Origin of the sequence: Amycolatopsis sp. NPDC005961, from assembly GCF_040629235.1 — a bacterium.
Classification (GTDB): Bacteria; Actinomycetota; Actinomycetes; order Mycobacteriales; family Pseudonocardiaceae; genus Amycolatopsis; species Amycolatopsis camponoti.
This window is the reverse complement of sequence record NZ_JBEXVF010000067.1, coordinates 1-19,990: the sequence shown is the minus strand read 5'-3', so window position 1 is coordinate 19,990 and position 19,990 is coordinate 1. Positions and strand designations below refer to the sequence as shown.

The 19,990-nt window shown below is 72.9% G+C and carries 7 protein-coding genes; 3 read left to right on the top strand and 4 right to left on the bottom strand.

All coding sequences use genetic code 11. From position 1 onward, the window contains the following. The first annotated feature begins 3 nt into the window (after positions 1-3). The 3 genes from ABZ342_RS39150 to ABZ342_RS39140 are packed head-to-tail and all read left to right on the top strand — an operon-like array spanning position 4 to position 4,337. Complete coding sequence (locus ABZ342_RS39150; RefSeq protein ID WP_196425962.1) at positions 4-864, top strand: hypothetical protein; 861 nt, start codon at positions 4-6, stop codon at positions 862-864. A gap of 54 nt (positions 865-918) precedes the next feature. Further along, on the top strand, positions 919-2,589 hold the full coding sequence (locus ABZ342_RS39145) for an ABC transporter ATP-binding protein (RefSeq protein ID WP_360484247.1): 1,671 nt from the start codon (positions 919-921) through the stop codon (positions 2,587-2,589). After that, positions 2,586-4,337, top strand: coding sequence for an ABC transporter ATP-binding protein (locus tag ABZ342_RS39140; RefSeq protein WP_360484244.1), 1,752 nt, complete (start codon positions 2,586-2,588; stop codon positions 4,335-4,337). The genes ABZ342_RS39145 and ABZ342_RS39140 overlap by 4 nt, the downstream gene beginning before the upstream one ends. Positions 4,338-4,579: 242 nt before the next feature. Here the strand turns inward: ABZ342_RS39140 and ABZ342_RS39135 are convergent, their stop codons facing one another. The 4 genes from ABZ342_RS39135 to ABZ342_RS39120 all read right to left on the bottom strand — a co-directional run bounded on the left by ABZ342_RS39135 (position 4,580) and on the right by ABZ342_RS39120 (position 19,959). Further along, a complete protein-coding gene (locus tag ABZ342_RS39135; RefSeq protein WP_360484241.1) occupies positions 4,580-4,789 on the bottom strand; it encodes an MbtH family protein in 210 nt (69 codons plus the stop codon). 11 nt (positions 4,790-4,800) lie between these two features. After that, positions 4,801-5,826: an ABC transporter substrate-binding protein gene (locus ABZ342_RS39130; RefSeq protein WP_360484238.1), complete on the bottom strand. Its 1,026-nt coding sequence runs from the start codon at positions 5,824-5,826 to the stop codon at positions 4,801-4,803. A 97-nt stretch (positions 5,827-5,923) separates the two neighbouring features. After that, positions 5,924-6,334, bottom strand: coding sequence for an aspartate 1-decarboxylase (gene panD / locus ABZ342_RS39125; protein ID WP_155549840.1), 411 nt, complete (start codon positions 6,332-6,334; stop codon positions 5,924-5,926). Next, entirely contained in the window at positions 6,334-19,959 is a 13,626-nt protein-coding gene (locus ABZ342_RS39120; protein WP_360484234.1) for an amino acid adenylation domain-containing protein, read from the bottom strand. Before ABZ342_RS39120 ends, panD begins: the two co-directional genes overlap by 1 nt. Positions 19,960-19,990: the final 31 nt, after the last annotated feature.

Below are 19,990 nucleotides of genomic sequence, written 5' to 3'. Positions count from 1 at the left end.
GGCATGTGGTGGGGACTCCTCTGCGCGCTCGGCGCCGCAATCGCGTACGGCGTCGCTTCGGTGATGCAGTCAGTCGCCGCCCAAGCGACCGAAGACTCCGGTGCCGGCGGGGTCGATCCGAAGCTGCTCGTGCGCGTCCTCGGCCAGTGGAAGTTCGTGCTCGGCCTGTCGCTGGACGTCCTCGGCTTCGTCGCGCAGATCGCCGCCCTGCACGTCCTGCCGCTGTTCGTCGTGCAGGCCGCACTCGCCGCGAGCCTCGCCGTGACCGCCGTCGCCGCCCGGTTCCTCGGGGTGCGCCTCGGCAAACGGGAATGGGCGGCCGTAGCGGTCGTGTGCGCCGGGCTCGGGCTGCTCGGCGCCGCCGCCGAAAGCGAGGGATCCGACCCGGTCGGGCTCGGCTTCCGGCTCGGGCTCATCGGCGCGGTCGTCGTGCTGGCCGGCGCCGGGATCGCCGCGGGGAAGGCGAGCCGGCACATCCGGACGCCCGCGCTCGGGCTCGTGGCCGGGCTCTGCTTCGGCGTCGTCGCCATCTCCGGGCGGATCATCCCCAGCCTCGCCCCGCTGGACCTGCTCACCGACCCGGCCACCTACACCGTCGCCGTCGCGGGCGGGATGGCGATGCTGTTCTACGCGACGGCGTTGCAACGCGGCAGCGTCACCACGTCCACCGCGATGATGGTGCTCGGCGAGACGATCTTCCCGTCGCTCATCGGCGTGTTCGTCCTCGGCGACCGGACCCGGCCCGGGTTCGCGGTCGTCGCGATCGCCGGGTTCGTCCTCGCCGTGGCCGCCGCGCTCGCCTTGGCCCGCTTCGGAGAACCGGCCACCGAGGGAAATGAGACGAAGCCGACCGTGTTCCCGTAACCCGTTTACTTAGACTAGCCTTACCTATCCCACGACCAGGACAGGGAGGCGCGGGTGAGCACGACGGGACGGGAAGTCCTCCGCCGTTCGATCACCGGGCAACGACGATCGGTGACCCTCGCGGCGGTGCTGACGGCGGGCCACCAGGGCGGCGAAGCGCTGGTGCCGGTGGTGATCGGCGTGGTGATCGACCAGGCCGTCGCGGGTGGCTCGGTGGGCACGCTGCTCCTCTGGCTGGCGGTGCTGGCCGTGCTGTTCGCCGCACTCTCGACCAGCTACCGCCTCGGTGCCCGCTTCGGCGAGCGCGCCGCCGAACGCGCCGCCCACGACCTGCGCCTCGACATCGGACGCCGCGTGCTGCACCCCGGCGGCGGCGCCGAAGCCGGCAACCTCGCCGGCGAACTCGTCAGCATCGGCACGTCGGACGCGAAGCGGGTCGGCCAGCTCAACGGCGTCCTCCCCTTCGGCGTCGCGGGCCTGGCCGGGCTCCTCGTCAGCGCGATCGTGCTGCTCACCATGAGCGTCCCGCTCGGCCTGCTGGTCCTGCTCGGCACGCCGCCGATGCTGTACTTGGCGCACCTGATCGGCAAACCTCTCGAACGTCGCAGCGAAGCCGAGCAGGAGCGCTCCGCCTTCGCTTCCGGCATCGCCACCGACCTGGTCGCGGGGCTGCGCGTGCTCAAGGGCGTCGGCGCCGAACGCGCCGCCGTCGACCGCTACCGCCGCACCAGCCAGGACTCCCTGCGCGCCACCTTGCGCGCCGCGCGCGCCCAGGCCTGGCACAACGGCGCGCTGCTCGCGCTGACCGGGATCTTCATCGCCGTCGTCGCACTCGTCGGCGGGAACCTCGCCGCGGCGGGCGACATCAGCGTCGGCGACCTCGTCGCCGCGGTCGGCCTGGCGCAGTACCTGATCACGCCGTTCTCGATCTTCTCCTGGGTGAACGGCGAGCTCGCGCAGGGCCGCGCGTCGGCCGGGCGCATCGCCGACGTCCTGAACGCGCCGCACGCCGTCGACGCCGGCGAAGCCACGCTGCCCGCCCCCGCCGCCGGGCACGTCCGGCTTTCCGCGCTCGGCCGGGGGGCGCTGCGCGACGTCGACTTCGAAGCCCGCCCGGGTGAGCTGCTCGGCGTCGTCGCCACCGACCCGGCCGCCGCGACCGACCTCCTGGACTGCCTCGGCCGCGCCGCCGACCCCGCGACCGGCACGGTGTCGGTCGACGCGGTCGATCTGTCCACTGTGGACCCGAGCCGGGTCCGTGAGGTCGTCCTGGTGGCCGCGCACGACGCGGACCTGTTCGCCGGCACCGTCGCCGAGAACTTCGCGACCGGGCCCCTCAGCGAGAGAGCGATGGCCGCGGCCGCCGTCGACGAGGTGGCCGGCGCGCTGCCCGACGGCGTCGCCACCGAGGTCACCGAACGCGGCCGGTCGCTCTCGGGTGGGCAGCGCCAGCGGGTCGCGCTCGCCCGGGCGCTCGCCGTCGACGCGCCGGTGCTCGTGCTGCACGATCCGACGACCGCCGTCGACACCGTCACCGAGGCCCGCATCGCCGCGGGCCTGGCCGAGCTGCGGCGCGGCCGCACGACCATCCTCGTGACCACCAGCCCGGCGCTGCTCGCCGCGACCGACCGCGTCGTCCTCCTCGACGACGGGCGGATCGCCGGCGTCGGCAGCCACGCCGAGCTGGCCGGTCGCGCCGACTACCGGGCGGCGGTGCTGTCATGACCCGCGAACTCCTCCCCGTGGCCGACGGCCGCCGGATCCGCGCCGTCGTCGGCGAGCTCGTCGGCCGGTCGAAGGGCCGCGCCGCGGCCGCGGCCACGATGCTGGTCGCGGCCACCGCGATCGGACTGCTGACCGCTCCCCTGCTCGGCAACGTCGTCGACCTCGTCGCGACGCGCCGGCCGGCGGCCGACCTGGTCACGCCGATCGCCGGGCTCGTGCTCGTCGCGATCGCGCAGGCCATCGCGACCGCAATCGGCGTGTCGATGGTGGCTCGGCTGGGCGAGACGATCCTGGCCGAGCTGCGCGAACGCTTCGTGGAGCGGGCGCTGGGACTGCCGCTCGAACAGCTCGAGCGCGCCGGCTCCGGCGACCTCACCGCCCGCGTGACGAACGACGTCTCGGTCGTCGCGGAAGGCGTGCGGCAGGCGCTGCCCGAGCTGGGCCGCTCGGTCCTGACGGTCGTCCTGACCCTCGGCGCGCTGGCCGTGCTGGACTGGCGGTTCCTGCTGGCCGCGCTGGTCGCCGTGCCGATCCAGGTGTGGACCGTGCGCTGGTACGTGCCGCGCGCGAAGCCGTTGTACGCGAGCCAGCGCGAGGCCGTCGGCGCGCAACAGCAGCAGCTGCTGGACACCATCGGCGGCGCGAAGACCGTCCGCGCGTTCCGGCTGGCGGACACGCACCTCGACCGGGTGCGGCAGCGGTCCGACACGGCCGTCGACCTGGCGTTGCGCGGGATCCGGCTGGTGACGCGGTTCTACGCGCGACTCAACCTGGCGGAGTTCGTCGGGCTGTCCGCCGTGCTGGCCGTCGGGTTCCTGCTGGTCGGGGCGAACGCGGTGACGGTCGGTGTGGCGACGGCCGCGGCGCTGTACTTCCACAGCCTGTTCGGGCCGATCACGACGGCGCTGGCCCTGGTCGACGACGCGCAGGCGGCCGCGGCCAGCCTCGCGCGCCTGATCGGCGTGGCCGACTTGCCCGCCGAGGAATCGCCTTCGCAGCCTTCCCGGCCGGTGGACGCGTCGGTGAAGACGGCGGCGGCCGGTTATTCCTATGTGGACGGTCACCCGGTGCTGCGCGACGTCGACCTCGGCGTGGCACCCGGCGAGCGGGTGGCGCTGGTCGGGGCGAGCGGGGCCGGGAAGACGACGCTGGCCAAGCTGATCGCCGGGATCCACCGGCCGTCTTCGGGTTCGGTGACGCTCGGCGGGGTGCCCCTGGACGAACTGGGACCCGAGGCGACCCGGCGGACGGTCGCGCTGATCAGCCAGGAGGTCCACGTGTTCGCGGGACCGCTGGCCGAAGACCTCCGCCTGGCGTGCCCGTCGGCGTCCGACGCGGACCTGCGGGCGGCGCTGGCGAAGGTGGGCGCACTGTCCTGGGTGGACAGTCTGCCGTCCGGATTGGCCACGGTCGTCGGCGAAGGCGGCCACCAGCTGACGGTGACCCAGGCGCAGCAGCTGGCGCTGGTCCGGCTGGTGCTGGCCGACCCCCCGATCGCGATCCTCGACGAGGCCACGGCGGAGGCGGGCAGCGCGGGTTCCCGGGTCCTGGAGTCGGCGGCCGCGGCGGCCCTGGAAGGCCGGACGGCGCTGGTGGTGGCCCACAGGTTGACCCAGGCGGCGGCGTCCGACCGGATCGTGGTCCTGGACGCGGGCGCGGTGGTGGAGACCGGCACGCACGACGACCTCGTCGCGGCCGGCGGCCAGTACGCGAAGCTGTGGGCGGCCTGGTCGGGCCAGCGCGCCTGACCCCGTGTCGTCCCCCCGATCACGCGTGTCGACCTCCTGATCACGCGAGTCGACCCTTCGTGCACACGGGATTCGCGGGCTCCGGACCGGATCCCGCGGCATAACGTGTGTCCGGCGGGGCATCTCGCGTGCTTGAAGAGGCATCACGTGTGATTGGAGGGGCATCACTCGTGATTGAGGGGTCGACACACGCGAAAAGCGCCGGGAGCGAACCAGCTCCCGGCGCTTTCCTCGGAGAAGGGTCAGTTGTCCATCGCGTCGGCCAGGGACTTGGGCCGCATGTCCGTCCAGTTCGCTTCCACGTGGTCCAGGCACTCCTGGCGGCCCGACGGGCCGAACGCGACCGTCCAGCCGGCCGGGACCTCGACGAACTCCGGCCACAGGCTGTGCTGGTTCTCCGCGTTGACCAGCACCAGGTACGTACCGGACGGGTCTTCGAACGGGTTGGTCATGCCAGGCCTCCTCAGGCGGTGATGTCCGTGCGGGCGCCCTTGACGACCTCGGTCAGCTTCCGGATGACCGGGGCCGCGAGCACCGGGTTGAACCGGGGTTCGGTCGACCAGTCGGCGAGCTGGCTCGCCTTGACCGCGGGCAGCTGCGCCCACGTCGGGATCGCCGCCAGCTGCGGGCGCGACAGCGCGTACGTGCGGCTGTCGGTCAGGATCAGGTCGGCCGGGTACTTGCCGGCCTGCTCCCAGCTGAGCGTCTCGAAGTAGTCGTCCGTGCCGGCGCCGTTGACGATGTCCAGGCCCAGGTCGCGGTAGTACGCCAGGTCCGCGAAGAACTCCGGCTTGCAGACGTACAGGTTGTCCTTGTCGCTGGACACCACCAGCACCTTGAGGCCCGACTTGGCCTTGATGGCGGCCTTCAGGTCGTCGGACGCCTTCTGGAAGTCTTCCTTGCCCTTCTTGATGACGTCGGAGTTCGCGTCGCCGCCCAGCGCCACCGCGAGCTGCTCGTAGCGCTCGATCACCTTCGGCAGCGTGACCTTGTACTCCGACATCGCGACGATCGGCGCGACCTGCTGCACCTTGGGGCCGAGGTCGTCCTTGAGCACCCACAGGTCGGTCGGCTTGGCGCCGGTGAGCCCGGTGATCACCAGGTCCGGCTTGGTCGCGGCGAACTTCTCCATGCTGAAGTCGTCCCACGCGTTGCCGATCGACGTCACGGCGCCGAGGTCGATGTTGCCGGCCTGGATCTCCTTGCCGCCGTCGGCCGTCTTCTGCGGGCCGAACACGCCGACCGGGCGGACGCCGTAGTCCCACAGCGCGGCCGCGGAGCTGACGTAGGCCACGACCCGCGTCGGACGCTGGTCGCGCGTGGCCTTCTGCCCGCGGTCGTCGGTGAACTCCCACGGACCGGAGGACGCCGGGGCGGCCTTTTCGTCAGTGCTGCCACACGCGACGAGGGCCGCGGTGGCGGCCAGCCCGCCGGTGCCGATCAGGAATCCACGCCGGCTGAGCCCGGCACCGCCTTGAAACACGGACATGAGAACCTCTCGCCGAACTTTAGGATAGGCACACCTTATTTAGGGCAGCCTGTCAAAAGCAACCGCCGCAACCGTCCTGTGTCCACCCCCACCCGGGTCAGCCGCGGCCGGACAGCTGAGCCTCCGCGCCGGGCACCGGCTCGGCGGGATCGTGTCCCAGGTGGACCTGGCGGTTGTCCGCGTCCACGTGCACCACGCGCGGCCGGTGCCCCGCGCGCTCGGCCTCGTCGACCTGGGCGTAGGTGATGATGATGACGAGGTCGCCGGGGTGCACGAGGTGCGCGGCGGCGCCGTTGACGCCGATGACTCCGGAGCCCGGCTCGCCGGTGATCGCGTAGGTCTCCAGGCGGGCGCCGTTGGTGATGTCGACGACCTGGACCCGTTCGCCTTCCACGATGTCCGCGGCGGCCATCAGCTCGGCGTCGATCGTCAGCGAGCCGACGTAGTGCAGGTCGGCCTGGGTGACGGTCGCCCGGTGGATCTTGGCGTTCATCAAGGTGCGGTGCATCAACGTCCTCGCGTCTCGGTCATCGAAGCGGCCAGCCCGGCCGCGGTGGGGGTACGGAAGAACTCGGCGATCGGGAGCTCGGTCCCGAGCCGCTCGGTGATCCGGTTGCGCAGGACCACGAGCAGCATGGAATGGCCGCCGAGGGCGAACAGGTCGTCGTCGGCGCCGACGGGGGCGACGTCCAGGACCTCCGCGAAGATCTCGCAGAGGGTCTTCTCCAGCGGTGTCCCGGGTGCCCGGCCGCGGGTTTCGAACGCGGGCACCGGCAGGGCGGCCTTGTCGAGCTTCCCGTTGGGCGTCACGGGGAACGCTTCGAGGGGGACGATCGCCGCGGGCACCATGTACTCCGGCAGCGACCGGGCCACGAACTCCCGCAGCCGCGCGGGATCCGCGGTCGCCGGGGTGGTGTAGGCGACCAGCCGCTTGTCCCGGTCCTCGCGGACGACGACGAGGGCCTGCTCGACATCGTCGTGCCGCGCCAGGGCCGTCTCGATCTCGCCCGGCTCGATCCGGAAACCGCGGATCTTGACCTGGTCGTCGGTGCGGCCGAGGTACTCGAGCTGCCCGTCGGTCCGCCACCGCACCAGGTCGCCGGTGCGGTACATCCGCTCCCCCGGCGGCCCGAACGGGTCGGCGACGAACCGGTCCGCCGTGAGCGCCGGACGCCCGTGGTAACCGCGCGCCAGCCCCGCGCCGGCCAGGTACAGCTCGCCCGGCACACCGGCCGGGACCGGGCTCAGGCCGCTGTCGAGGACGTACGCGCGGGCGTTGTGCACCGGGCGCCCGACCACCGGCCGGTCCGCGTCGGCGAACCGGCCGACGAGCGCGTCCACTGTGGCCTCGGTGGGGCCGTAGAGGTTGTACGCCGCCGTGCCCGGCATCGACCGCAGCTGTTCCCACAGCGTCTGGGACACCGCTTCGCCACCGACACCGACGACGCCCAGGGCGCACTTCCCGTCTTCGACGACCCCGGCCGCGGCGAGCTGCGCGAAGTGCGACGGCGTCAGCTCCAGGAAGTCGAGCCCGCGCTCGCGCACCACCGCGGCCAGCCGCTCGGGGTCGCGGCGCGTGTCGTCGTCGACGACGTGCACCTCGTGCCCGTCGAGCAGCCACAGCTGCGGCTGCCAGGAAGCGTCGAAGAAGAACGCCCACGCGTGCCCGACCCGCAGCCGCCGCCCGCCCGCCGCCGCGACCGCCGGGCGGTAGAGCGTCTCGCGGTGGCTGTGGAACAGGTTCACCAGCCCGGAATGCGGGATGACGACACCCTTCGGCTTGCCCGTGGACCCGGACGTGTAGAGCACGTACGCCGGGTTCGCCGGCGACGGCGGGGTAAGGACAACGGAACTGTCCACTGTGTCCTCAAGCCAGTCCTCGACGAAGAGCGCCCCGGGAACCGGCGAAGCCAGCGCGCGGCTGGTCAGCACCAGCGCGGCACCGGCGTCGGCGAGGATCGCCGAGATCCGGTCGGCCGGCTGGTCCGGATCCACCGGCAGGTACGCCGCGCCCGTCTTGAACACACCGAAGATCGCCTCGACGACCGCCGCCGACCGCGGCAGCACGAGCGCCACGACCTTCTCGGGACCGGCGCCGTGGGAAGCCAGCCACCGGGCGAGGCGATCCGTCCGCGCCGCGAACTCGGCGAAAGTCACGCTGCCGGAAGCATCGCTGAGCGCCGTCGCGCCCGGCGTCGCCGCCACCTGGGCGGCCAGCCGGTCGACGACCGTCGGCGCGGAGGTCGTCAGCGGCTCACCGCGGCCCCACTCCGCGACGATCCGGTGCCGCTCGCCCGCGTCCAGGACGTCGATCCGGCTCAGCGGCCGGCCCGGGTCCGCGACGACGGCCGTCATCAGCCGCACGAGCCGCTCGGTGAGCGTCCGGGCGGTCGGCTCGTCGAACAGGTCGAGGCTGAACTCGAGGTCGCCTTCGAGGCCGCCGGGGGTTTCGACCAGGTCGAACGACAGGTCGAACTTCGCCTGCCGCAGCCCGGTGTCCCGATAGGACGCGTCGAGCCCGAGCAGCCGCTCCGGTTCCGAGCCCGAGTGGTAGACCGCGAGCATGACCTGGAACAGCGGGTGCCGGGCCAGGGACCGGGCCGGGTTGAGCAGCTCGACGAGGTGCTCGAACGGCAGGTCCTGGTGGGCGTACGCGGCGAGGTCGGCTTCCCGCACGCGGTCCAGGAGGTCCCGGAACGTCGGGTCGCCTGCGGTGTCGGTGCGCAGGACCAGGGTGTTGACGAAGAACCCGGCGAGGTCCTCGAGCGCGTGGTCCGTCCGGCCGGCGACCGGGGTGCCGAGCGGGATGTCGGTGCCCGCGCCGAGCCGCGTGAGCAGCGCCGCGAGGGCCGCCTGCAGCACCATGAACGTGCTGGTGTCGCTGCCGTGGGCCAGGTCCCGCAGGCCGCGGTGGACGTCGGCGGGCACGGTGAACGGCACGGCCGCGCCGCGGTTGGTCGACCGGGCCGGGCGGGGCCGGTCCACCGGGAGCGCCAGCTCGTCCGGGATCCCGGCGAGGGTCTCCCGCCAGAACGCCGCCTGCCGGCCGAGAAGGCTGCCGGGGTCGTCGGCCCGGCCGAACATCTCGCGCTGCCAGAGCGTGTAGTCCGCGTACTGCACCGCCAATGGCGTCCATTGTGGACGATCACCGCGCAGGCGTGCGGCGTAGGCAGCGTCGAGGTCCCGCTTCAACGGCGGCAGCGACCAGCCGTCACCGGCGATGTGGTGCACCAGCAGCACGAGCACGTGCCGCTCGGGTCCGGCCGAGACGAGCGTGGCGCGGACCGGGATCTCGGCGTCGAGCGTGAAGCAGTACGAGGCCGCGGCGGTGACGCTCTCGTCGACGTCCGCCGTCGTCTCGGTGACCAGGACCGGACGCGCGCGGTCGTCACCCGCCGCCAAGACCACCTGCGACGGTGTGCCCTGCTCCTCGACCAGGATCGTCCGCAGGACCTCGTGCCGGGCGACGACGTCACCCAGCGCCGCCCGCAGCGCGCCGGCGTCGACCGGTCCGGTCAGCTCCCACGCCCACGGGATGTTGTAGGTCGCGCTCGGCCCGTCGAGACGGTCGAGGAACCACAGCCGCTGCTGCGCGAACGACAACGGCAGCACCTCGGGCCGCTCGGCCGGCCGCAGCGCGGGACGGCTCTCGCGGCCCGGGTCGAGCAGCCGGGCCAGGCGGGCCGGCGTGGGTGCGTCGAAGACGGCCCGGATCGGGACCTCGACGCCCAGCAGCGCGCGGATCCGGCTGACCAGCCGCGTCGCCAGCAGCGAGTGGCCGCCGAGGGTGAAGAACCCGTCGTCCGGGCCGACCCGCGGAACGCCGAGGACGTCGGCGAAGAGGTCGCACAGCGCCTGCTCGGCCGGCGTGCGCGCCACGCGACCGGACGTCCGGATCTCCGGGTCGGGCAGTGCGGCGCGGTCGAGCTTGCCGTTGGCGTTCACCGGGAGCTCCGGCAGGACCACGATCGCCGACGGCACCAGGTACTCCGGCAGCCGCGCGGCGAGCTTCCTCCTCAACTCCGCCGGGTCGCCTGACGGCGCGACGTAAGCGATCAGCCGGTCGGCTCGGGCGATCACGGCCGCGCGCGCCACGGACGCCTCGGCCGTCACCACGGCTTCGACCTCGCCCGGCTCGACGCGGAACCCGCGGATCTTGATCTGCTGGTCCGCGCGCCCCAGGAACTCGAGCGCGCCGTCGGGTCGGCGGCGGACCAGGTCGCCGGTGCGGTACATCCGCTCCCCCGGTTCGAACGGCGACGCCACGAACCGCTCGGCCGTCAGCGCCGGACGTCCGAGGTAACCCCGGGCCAGCCCGGCGCCGGCCAGGTACAGCTCGCCGCGGACGCCCGGCGGGACCGGCCGCAGCGCCGCGTCGAGGACGTACGCGCGGGTGTTCGCGACCGGCCGGCCGATGGCCACCGGCCCGCAGACCTGGGCCAGGCTGTCGCCCGCGACTTCGGAACAGCCGTAGAGGTTGACCAGCTTCGCCGACGGCCACCGGCGCGCCACCTTCTCGGCCAGCCCGCCGGTCAGCGGCTCGCCGCTGGTGATCCACGTGGTCACGGCGTCGAACGCGCCGGCCGGGCCGTCCTCGGCGAAGCTGTCGAGGAGGCTCGGGACGACGGTCAGGACCTGGGCGCCGGAGGTGCGCACGAGTTCGGCGAGCGCGTGCGGGTCGGTGGCCGTCGCGTCGTCGGCCAGGACCACGGTGTCGCCCGCGACGAGCCCGCCGAGCAGCTCGGTCGAGCCGTCGATGAACGTCAGTGCGCTCTTGGCCACGCGCACGCCTTCGGCGACGTCCCGGCCCCAGTGCAGCCGGTTGGCCAGCGCGCGCTGCGTGCCGGCGACGGCCTTCGGGCGTCCGGTGGAACCGGACGTGAAGATCACGTAGGCCGGGTTGTCCGGGCTGATCACCGGCCACGCCGGCTCGGGACCGGTGTCGCCGGGCCGGACCAGCCGATCGCCGAAGCCGTCCTCGGCGATCACCAGGTGCGGGCCGGCGTCGGTGAGCATCAGCTCGACCCGCTCGGCCGGGTGGTTCAGGTCCAGCGGCAGGTAAGCGGCGCCCGTCTTGAGCACGGCCAGGAGCGCGACGACGAGGTCGGCCGACCGCGGCAGCGCCACGGCCACCACGCGTTCCGGCCCCGCTCCCCGCGCGAGCAGGGCCCGGGCGAGGGTCGTGGCCCGCGTGTCCAGTTCCGCGAAGGTGAGGCTCTCGGAACCGAACACCAGCGCCGTGGCGTCCGGGGTGCGGGCCACCTGGGCCGCGAACAGGTCCGCCGTCGTTTCCGCCGGAAGGGGCGTCGCGGAGTAGGCGGCGAGCTGGTCGTGTTCGGCGTCGGTGAGCAGGTCGACCGCGCCGATCCGGGTGTCCGGGTCGGCGACGACGGCTCGTAGCAGCGTGCGGAGCCGGTCGAGGATCGCTTCGACGCTCGCGCGGTCGAAGACGTCGCTGTTGTACTCCGCCGTGCCGCGGATGCCGGCCTGGTGGCCGGGCCGCTCGCCGACGAAGAACGTCAGGTCGGCGCGGGCGGTGCCGGTGCGGACCGGTTCCTCGGCGACGGTCAGGCCGGGCAGCGCGAGGTCGGCGACGGCGTTGTTCTGCCAGGCCAGCATCGTCTGGAACAGCGGGTGGTACGCGAGCGAGCGCACCGGGTTCAGCGTCTCGACCAGCCGCTCGAACGGGACGTCCTGGTGGGCGTAGGCGTCGAGGCTGCGGTCCCGCACGCGGGCGACGAGGTCGCGGAACGACGGGTCGCCGCCGGTGTCCACCCGCAGCACCAAGGTATTGACGAAGAACCCGACGAGGTCGTCGAGGGCCTGGTCGGTCCGGCCGGCGATGGACGTGCCGAGCGGGATGTCGGTGCCCGCGCCGAGCCGGGTGAGCACGGCGGTGAGCCCGGCGTGGACGACCATGAACACGCTGGCGCCGCACGCGCGGGCCAGCTCGACGAGTCCACTGTGGAGTCCGGCGTCCCAGCCGAACGCGAACTGCTCGCCCTGGTAGGACGCCTCGGCCGGGTGGGGCCGGTCGGTCGGCAGCTCGATCCGTTCCGGCAGGTCCGCCAGCGCGTCACGCCAGTAGGCCAGCTGCGGTTCGATCACCGGCTCGCCGAGGACGTCGCGCTGCCAGAGCGTGTAGTCCGCGTACTGCACGGGCAGCGGAGACCAGTGAGGAGTGTTTCCGGACTGCCGGGCGGTGTAGGCCGTCGCGAGGTCGCGCCACAGCGGCGCGGTCGACCAGCCGTCCGAGGCGATGTGGTGGAACACCAGGACGAGAACGTGCTCGCGGGTACCGAGCCGCAGCAGCTCGGCTCGCAGCGGGATCTCGGACTCCAGCTCGAACACCGTGCGAGCTGCTTCGGACACGGCGTCGGCGAGCGATGTCTCGGTGACCGAGCGGGTCGGCAGCGGGATCGTGACGTCGTCGAGGATCCGCTGGCGGGGTTCGCCGTCGATCTCCGGGAAGACCGTGCGCAGGGCTTCGTGTCGGTCGACCACATCGGACAGTGCGGCCTTCAGCGCTTCGACGTCGAGGTCGCCGGTCAGCCGGACCGCGGTCGGCATGTTGTAGGTCGCCGACGGACCTTCCAGACGGTGGAGGAACCACAGCCGCTGCTGGGCGAACGACAGCGGCAGCACCTCCGGCCGCGGCTCGGCGCGTTCCAGTGCGGGCCGAGCGGCTGAGGAGTCCGAAGTGGACAGCAGGGTGGCCAGGCCCGCGACCGTCGGCGTTTCGAACACCGACCGCACCTGCAGCTCGACGCCGAACACCGCGCGCAGCCGCGCGACCAGCCGCGTCGCCATCAGCGAATGCCCGCCCAGGGCGAAGAAGTCGTCGTCGACACCGATCGACGCCGCGTCGAGGACCTCGGCGAACAGTCCGCAGAGGACTTCCTCGACGGGCGTCCGCGGGGCCCGGCCGGCCGCGACCGTTTGCTGGTCCGGGCTCGGCAGCGCACGGCGGTCGAGCTTGCCCGAGGCGAGCAGCGGCAGCCGATCCAAGACGACGAACGCCGACGGCACCATGTACTGCGGCAGCCGGTCGCGGACGTGCGCCCGCAGCGCCGACACCAGGGCGCTGGTGTCCCGCTGCCCGGCCGGGTGGTTGCCCAGCGTGGCCAGCGCGGCGCGCACCGGACGGGCGCGATGGATGCGCGTCGGCTCGCCGGTGGTGAAGACGACTTCGAGCATGCCTTGCCGCGCCGGTGCCGCGTAGACGCGGTAACCGAGATCCCGCAGCTTCTCGATGTCCACTCCGGACGGCTCAGCGTCCAAAGCGGACAGTGCCGCATCGGCGTCGCCTTCGGCGAGCGCGGCGACCGCGGCCAGCTCACCGGACAGCCGGGCGTCCGGCACCCCCGTGACCCGCAGCCGCGCCGGCCGCTCGGCCAGCAGCCGCTCCAGCTCGTCGAGTGTGGTGAACGCAACGACGGTTTCCTCGACCGGCTCCGGCTTCGGAGCCTTCCGCAGGACGACGTCGAAGCGGTGCCGGGTCAGCTCGTTGTGCGCGTGTCCCCGCTTCATCCTGAGGTCGACGTCGTCGAAGCCGTCCAGCTCCCGGGCCAGCGCGCCGAAGAAGTCCGGGTCCAGTACGAGTTCGCCTTCGCGCGCGATGGCCTGGTCGACCGCGGCCGCGCTCCGGCGGCCGTGCCGCAGCTCGGTCGCCGTCCGGAACGCCCGCAGCGAGCGCAGGTTGCGGATGTCGCCGAGGAAGATCACCCCGCCCGGCCGGACATGGGCAGTCACCGTCCGGATGACCTCGGCGAGGTAGTCCACGCTCGGGAAGTACTGCGCGACGGAGTTGATGATCACCGTGTCGAACGGCTCGTCCGGCAGTGCGCCGAGGTCGTGCGCGGGGCGGGCCGCCACGTGGACCTTGTCCGCGTACGGCGTCCCCGACAGTTCACGCCGGAGGTTGGCGATCGCCTTCTCGGACAGGTCGACGCCCCAGTACTCCTCGGCGTCCGGCGCGATCCTGGAGAGGATCAAACCGCTGCCGACGCCGATTTCGAGGACCCGCTTCGGCTCGAGCGAACGGATCCGGTCGATCGTCGCCGCGTGCCACTCGCGCATCTCGTCGAGGGGGATCTCGGTGCCGTCGTAACTGGAGTTCCAGCCGGTGAAGTTCTCCTCCAACCCGCCGGTCGCCGCTTCGGTGAAGACGTTCTCGTGCAGCTCGCGCCACTCGCCGACGTGGTCCAGCTCGGCCTCTTCGTCGCGGCCGGCCGCCGGGACGGCGTAGGCGATGAGCCGGCCGTCCCGCGCGAGGACGACGGACTGCCCGACGGCCGGGTGCTCGGTGAGCACGGCTTCGATCTCGCCCGGTTCGATGCGGTAGCCGCGGATCTTGACCTGGTCGTCCGCTCGGCCCAGGAACACGAGCCGCCCGTCCGGCCGCCATTTCACCAGGTCACCGGTGCGGTAGAGCCGTCCGCCGGAGCCGAACGGGTCGGCCACGAACCGCTCCGACGTCAGCGCGGCGCGCCCGAGGTACCCGCGCGCCAGACCGGACCCGGCGAGGTACAGCTCCCCCACCACGCCCGGCGGAACGGGCCGCAGCCCGGCGTCGAGCACGTACGCGCGGGTGCCCGGGTCGGGGATGCCGATCGGGACGACGGTCGCGTCCGCCAGCTCGACGGGGTCGCTCTCGCCGAGTGTCGAGTTGGTGGTCGCCTCGGTCGGGCCGTAGGCGTTGAACATCCGGCGGCCCGGCGCCCACCTTTTGACGAGTTCGGGCGAGACGCGCTCGGTGCCGGCCAGCAGGACGCTGTCGCGCGGGAGATCGCAGTCCGCCGGCATGGCGTCGAGCAAAGCGGGCGGGAGGATCATGAAGTCCACCGCGTGCTGGTGCGCGTACTCGGTCAGCGCGGGCCCGGCGACCCGGCGCTCGGCCGGGACCACGACGAGCCGTCCGCCGGACAGCAGGCCGAGGCAGAGGTCCCAGAACGCGACGTCGAAGCTCGGCGACGCGAACTGCAGGACCCGGCTGTGCGGGCCGATCCCGAACCGCTCGACCTGGGTGGCGACGAGCTTGGCGACACCCGAGTGTTGGAGGACGACACCCTTCGGCCGTCCGGACGAACCGGATGTGTAGATCACGTAGGCCGCGTTCTCCGGCCGCACCCCGACTGCCGGGTCCTCTGTGGACATCGTGTCGAGGGCCGCGTCGTCGAGGAGCACGCGCGGGACACCCGCGGGGAGCTTCGCGTCGATCTCCCGGGTCGTCACGACGCAGACCGGGCGGGCGTCCTCGACCATGTAGGTGATCCGGTCGCCGGGGTAGTCGACGTCGATCGGCAGGTACGCGGCACCGGCCTTGAGGACAGCCAGCTCCGCCACGATCATCTCGACCGACCGTGGCACGGCCAGCGCGACGACCCGCTCCGGCCCGGCGCCGCGTTCGAGGAGCAGGTGCGCGAGCCGGTTGGCGCGGGCGTTCACTTCGGCATACGTCAGCTCGACGTCCTCGAAGACCAGCGCGATCGCGTCCGGCGCCTCGGTGACGCGGCGGGCGAACAGCCCGGGGAACGTTTCGGTTCCCGCGGGGTCGAGCGACCCGGCCCACTCGATGAGGACGCGGTCGCGCTCATCCCCGTCGAGGAGGTCCAGGGCGCCGACCGGGCGGTCCGGCTCGGCCAGCGCCGCGCGCAGCAGCACTTCCAGGCGGCGCAGGATCGCGTCGGCGCCCGCGTGGTCGAAGACGTCGGCGTTGAACTCCAGGACACCGGCGATCCCGGCGTCGCGCTCGGTCAGGGAGATCGCCAGGTCGAACTTCGACGTCCCGGTGGTCACCGGGATCTCGGTGACGGTCAGGTCGGGCAGGGTGACGTCGGCGCGGGTGGTGTTCTGGCCGGCGAGCATCACCTGGAACAGCGGGTGGTAGGACAGCGACCGCGCCGGGTTGAGCACTTCGACCAGGCGCTCGAACGGGACGTCCTGGTGGGCGTACGCGTCGAGGTTGCGGTCGCGGACGCGCGCCACCAGGTCGCGGAACGACGGCTCGCCGCCGGTGTCGACGCGCAGCACCAGGGTGTTGACGAAGAAGCCGACGAGGTCGTCGAGGGCCTGGTCGGTTCGCCCGGCGATGGGCGAGCCGATCGGGACGTCGGTGCCCGCGCCCAGCCGGGTGAGCAGGGCGGCCAGCGCCGCGTGGACGACCATGAACACGCTGGCGCCGGACTCGCGCGCCAGCTCGGTCAGGCGGGCGTGCAGCTCGGCGTCCCAGGTGAAGGTGTGCAGTTCGCCGCGGAAGGTCGCGGTCGCCGGGTGCGGGCGGTCCAGAGGCAGCTCGATGCGGTCGGGCAGGCCGTCCAGGGTGTCGCGCCAGTAGTCCAGCTGGGTGCTCAGCACGCTGTCCGGGTCGTCCTCCGCGCCGAGCAGATCCTGGTGCCACAGCGTGTAGTCCGCGTACTGCACCGGCAGCGGCGTCCACTGTGGAGTCTTGCCGGCGCGCCGGGCGGCGTAGGCCGTGGCGATGTCGCGCCAGAGCGGGGCCATCGACCAGCCGTCGGAGGCGATGTGGTGGAACACCAGGGCCAGGACGTGTTCACGCTCGCCCAGGCGCAGCAGCTCGACGCGCATCGGCGCGTGCCGCTCCAGGTCGAACGAGCCGCGGACCAGCCCGGTCAGCGCGGTATCGAGGCCGGTGACGTCCCGCACGCGCAGGTCGATCTCTCCGGCCGGGAGGACGTCCTGGTACGGAACGCCGTCGTGCTGCGGGAAGCGAGTCCGCAGTGCCTCGTGCCGGGCGACCACATCGGACAGTGCGGCGCGCAGTGCCGGGACGTCGACCTCGCCTTCGAGGCGCATGATCAGCGGGACGTTGTAGGTGGCCGACGGGCCTTCGAGGTGGTGCAGGAACCACAGCCGCTGCTGCGCGCCGGACAGGGGTACGAGCGCGGGCCGGTCCCTCGGGACCAGCGCGGGCCGCGCGGTCCCGGTTCCGGCGCCGACCAGTGCGGCGAGGCCCGCCGCGGTGGGTGTCTCGAAGACCGACCGGACTTCCAGCTCGGCGTTCAGCGTCGTGCGGATGCGGGCGATCAGCCGGGTCGCCAGCAGCGAATGGCCGCCGAGGGCGAAGAAGCTGTCGTCCGGGCCGACCCGCGGGAGGCCGAGGACGTCGGCGAACAGCTCGCACAGCTGCCGTTCGACGGGCGTGCGCGGCTCGCGGTCCGACGTCGGCGCGACGGGGTCGGGCGACGGCAGGGCGCGGCGGTCGAGCTTGCCGTTCGCCGTCACCGGGAGCTTGTCGAGGACGACGATCGCCGACGGGACCATGTGCTCCGGCAGCCGGTCGGCGGCGAGGGTGCGCAGGTCCGCCGTCAGGCTGCTGATCCGGCGGAAGCGGCCGGGATTGCCGGTGTAGGACAGCAGCGGGCCGGCGCCGGGCCGGAACGCGCCGGCGGGGTCCCCGGTCGTGAAGAGGACGTCGACCGAGCCGTCGCCCTCGGCGGACCAGGTGACGACCGTGCGGTAGCCGTGCGCGTCACCGAATGCGTACCAGTCTTCGGGATTCACTCCGCCCGGCGCGGTGCGGCCGTTCGGAACGCGTTCGATCCGGCTGGGACCGGCCACCTCGTCCACAGTGGAGAGATCGGTACCCCACGCGAGCGTCGGGACCTCGGGCACCGCGGCTGAGCCGGGGCGCAGGACGACGTCGTAGCGGTACTGGGTCAGCTCGTTGACCGCCCGGCCGCGCTTCACCCGGATGTCCGCGGCGACCTCGTCGAGCCCGGCGAAGAACTCGGGCGCGACGAGGAGTTCCTTTTCCCGCAGGAGGTTCTGCTCGACGTCGCCCCCACGCGCCTCGGCCACCGCCGCGTGGAAGGCGCGGACCTGGCGGAGGTCGCGGACGTCGCCGACGAACAGCGACCCACCCGGCGCGAGCAGCTCGAGGGCCCCGCGCAGCACCTCCAGCAGGTACGTCCCGCTCGGGAAGTACTGGACAACGGAGTTCAGCACGATGGTGTCGAAGAATCCGGACGGCAGGCCGGACAGGTCCGCGGCGTCGCCGGTGCGCAGTGCGACGCGATCGGCGAGCACAGGGTCGGCCTCGACCCGGCGACCCAGCGAAGCGATGACCTCGGCGGAGAAGTCCGTGCCCCAGTAGGACTCGCAGTCCGGGGCCAGCTCGGTCAGCAGCAGGCCGGTCCCGACGCCGAGTTCCAGGACGCGCCGCGGGTTCAGGTCGCGGATCCGCGTGACGATCGCGTCCCGCCACTCCCGCATCTCCGCCCGCGGGATCGGCTCGCCGGTGTAGCTGGAGTTCCACCCGGCGAACTCGTCCTCGGCCGCCGAGTACATCGAGTCGTACAGCTCGCGCCACTCGCCGACCTGCTCGGTCTCTTCGTCCGGCGTGCTCGCCGTGCCGGCGGGCACGACGTACCCGACCAGCCGGACGTCACCCGGGCGGTCCTCGCGCGCCACGACCACGGCGTGCGCGACGTCGTCGTGGGTGGCGAGGGTCGCGGCGATCTCGCCGGGCTCGACGCGGAAGCCGCGGATCTTGATCTGCTCGTCGCCGCGGCCGAGGAATTCGAGGACGCCGTCGGGGCGGAAGCGGGCGAGGTCGCCGGTGCGGTACATCCGCGTTCCCGGCTCGAACGGCGAAGCGACGAACCGCTCCGCGCTCAGCCCGGGACGGCCGAGGTAGCCGCGGGCCAGCTGAACACCGGCGAGGTACAGCTCACCGGCGGTCCCCGGCGGCACCGGGCGCAGGGCGGCGTCGAGGACGTGGGTCCGGGTGTTCCACACCGGACGTCCGATCGGGACAGCGGGGTCTTCGGCGGACGTCCGCCAGGAGGTGACGTCGACCGAAGCTTCCGTCGGGCCGTAGAGGTTGTGCAGCTCGGCGTCGAGGACCTGGCCGAACTGGACCACCGCGTCGGCCGGCAGGGCTTCGCCGCTGCACAGGACCCGGCGCAGGCTCGTGCACTCCCCCGCGGCCGGCTCCTGCAGGAACACCTGGAGCATCGACGGGACGAAGTGGACGGTCGTGACCCCGCGGTCACGGATCAGCCGGGCGAGGTAGGCCGGGTCCTTGTGGCCGTCCGGCCGGGCGACGACCTCGGTGGCGCCGGTGATCAGCGGCCAGAGGAACTCCCAGACGGAGACGTCGAAGCTGGACGGCGTCTTCTGCAGCACGCGGTCGTCGCCGGTCAGGCCGTACTCGTCCTGCATCCAGAGCAGCCGGTTGACGATGCCCGCGTGCGGCACGACGACGCCCTTGGGGCGGCCGGTCGAGCCGGACGTGTAGATGACGTACGCCGGGTTCTCCGGCCGGAGCACGACGTCGAGGGGAGCGTCCGAAACTCCGTCGAGAAGTTCCGGGTCGTCCGGGCGGACCGCGTGCGGCAGGTCGTCGCCGGTCGCCAGGACCAGCGCCGGAGCCGCGTCTTCGAGCATGAACGCGATGCGCTCGGCCGGGTAGCCCGGGTCGAGCGGCAGGTAGGCCGCGCCCGTCTTCAGCACCGCGAGGATGGCCGTGACCAGGTGCGTCGACCGCGGCAGGGCCAGGGCGACGACGCGCTCGGGGCCGGCACCCCGCTCCGCGAGGACGCGCGCGAGGCGGTTCGAGACGGCGTCCAGCTCGGCGTAGGTCAGCTCTTCGTCCTCGAACACGAGCGCCGTCGCGTCCGGCGTCCGCGCGACCTGGGCGGCGAACAGCTCGGGCACGGTGACCGCGGGGACGTCCTCGACGGCGCCCGACCAGACCGCGGGCAGGGCCTCGCGTTCCGCCGGGGTGAGGACGTCGAGGCCGCCGAGCCGGCGATCCGGTGCGGAGACGACCTGGCGCAGCAGACCTTCGAGACGGTCGAGCAGGCCGGTCACGGTGGCGTGGTCGAAGACCTCGGCGTTGAACTCGGCCTGGCCGTGGAGGCCGTCGGCACGCTCGGTGAAGGAGAACCAGAGGTCGAACTTGGCCGTGCCGGTGCCGACGGGCCGCTCGGTGACGGTCAGCCCGGGCAGTTCGACGCCGGCGCCGGGCGTGTTCTGCCAGGCGAGCATGGTCTGGAACAGCGGGTGGTGCGCGAGCGAGCGCGCCGGGTTCAGCGCTTCGACGAGCCGCTCGAACGGGACGTCCTGGTGGGCGTAGGCGTCGAGGCTGCGGTCCCGCACCCGCGCCACGTGATCTTGTCTCTGCGGTTTCGGAGTCGCG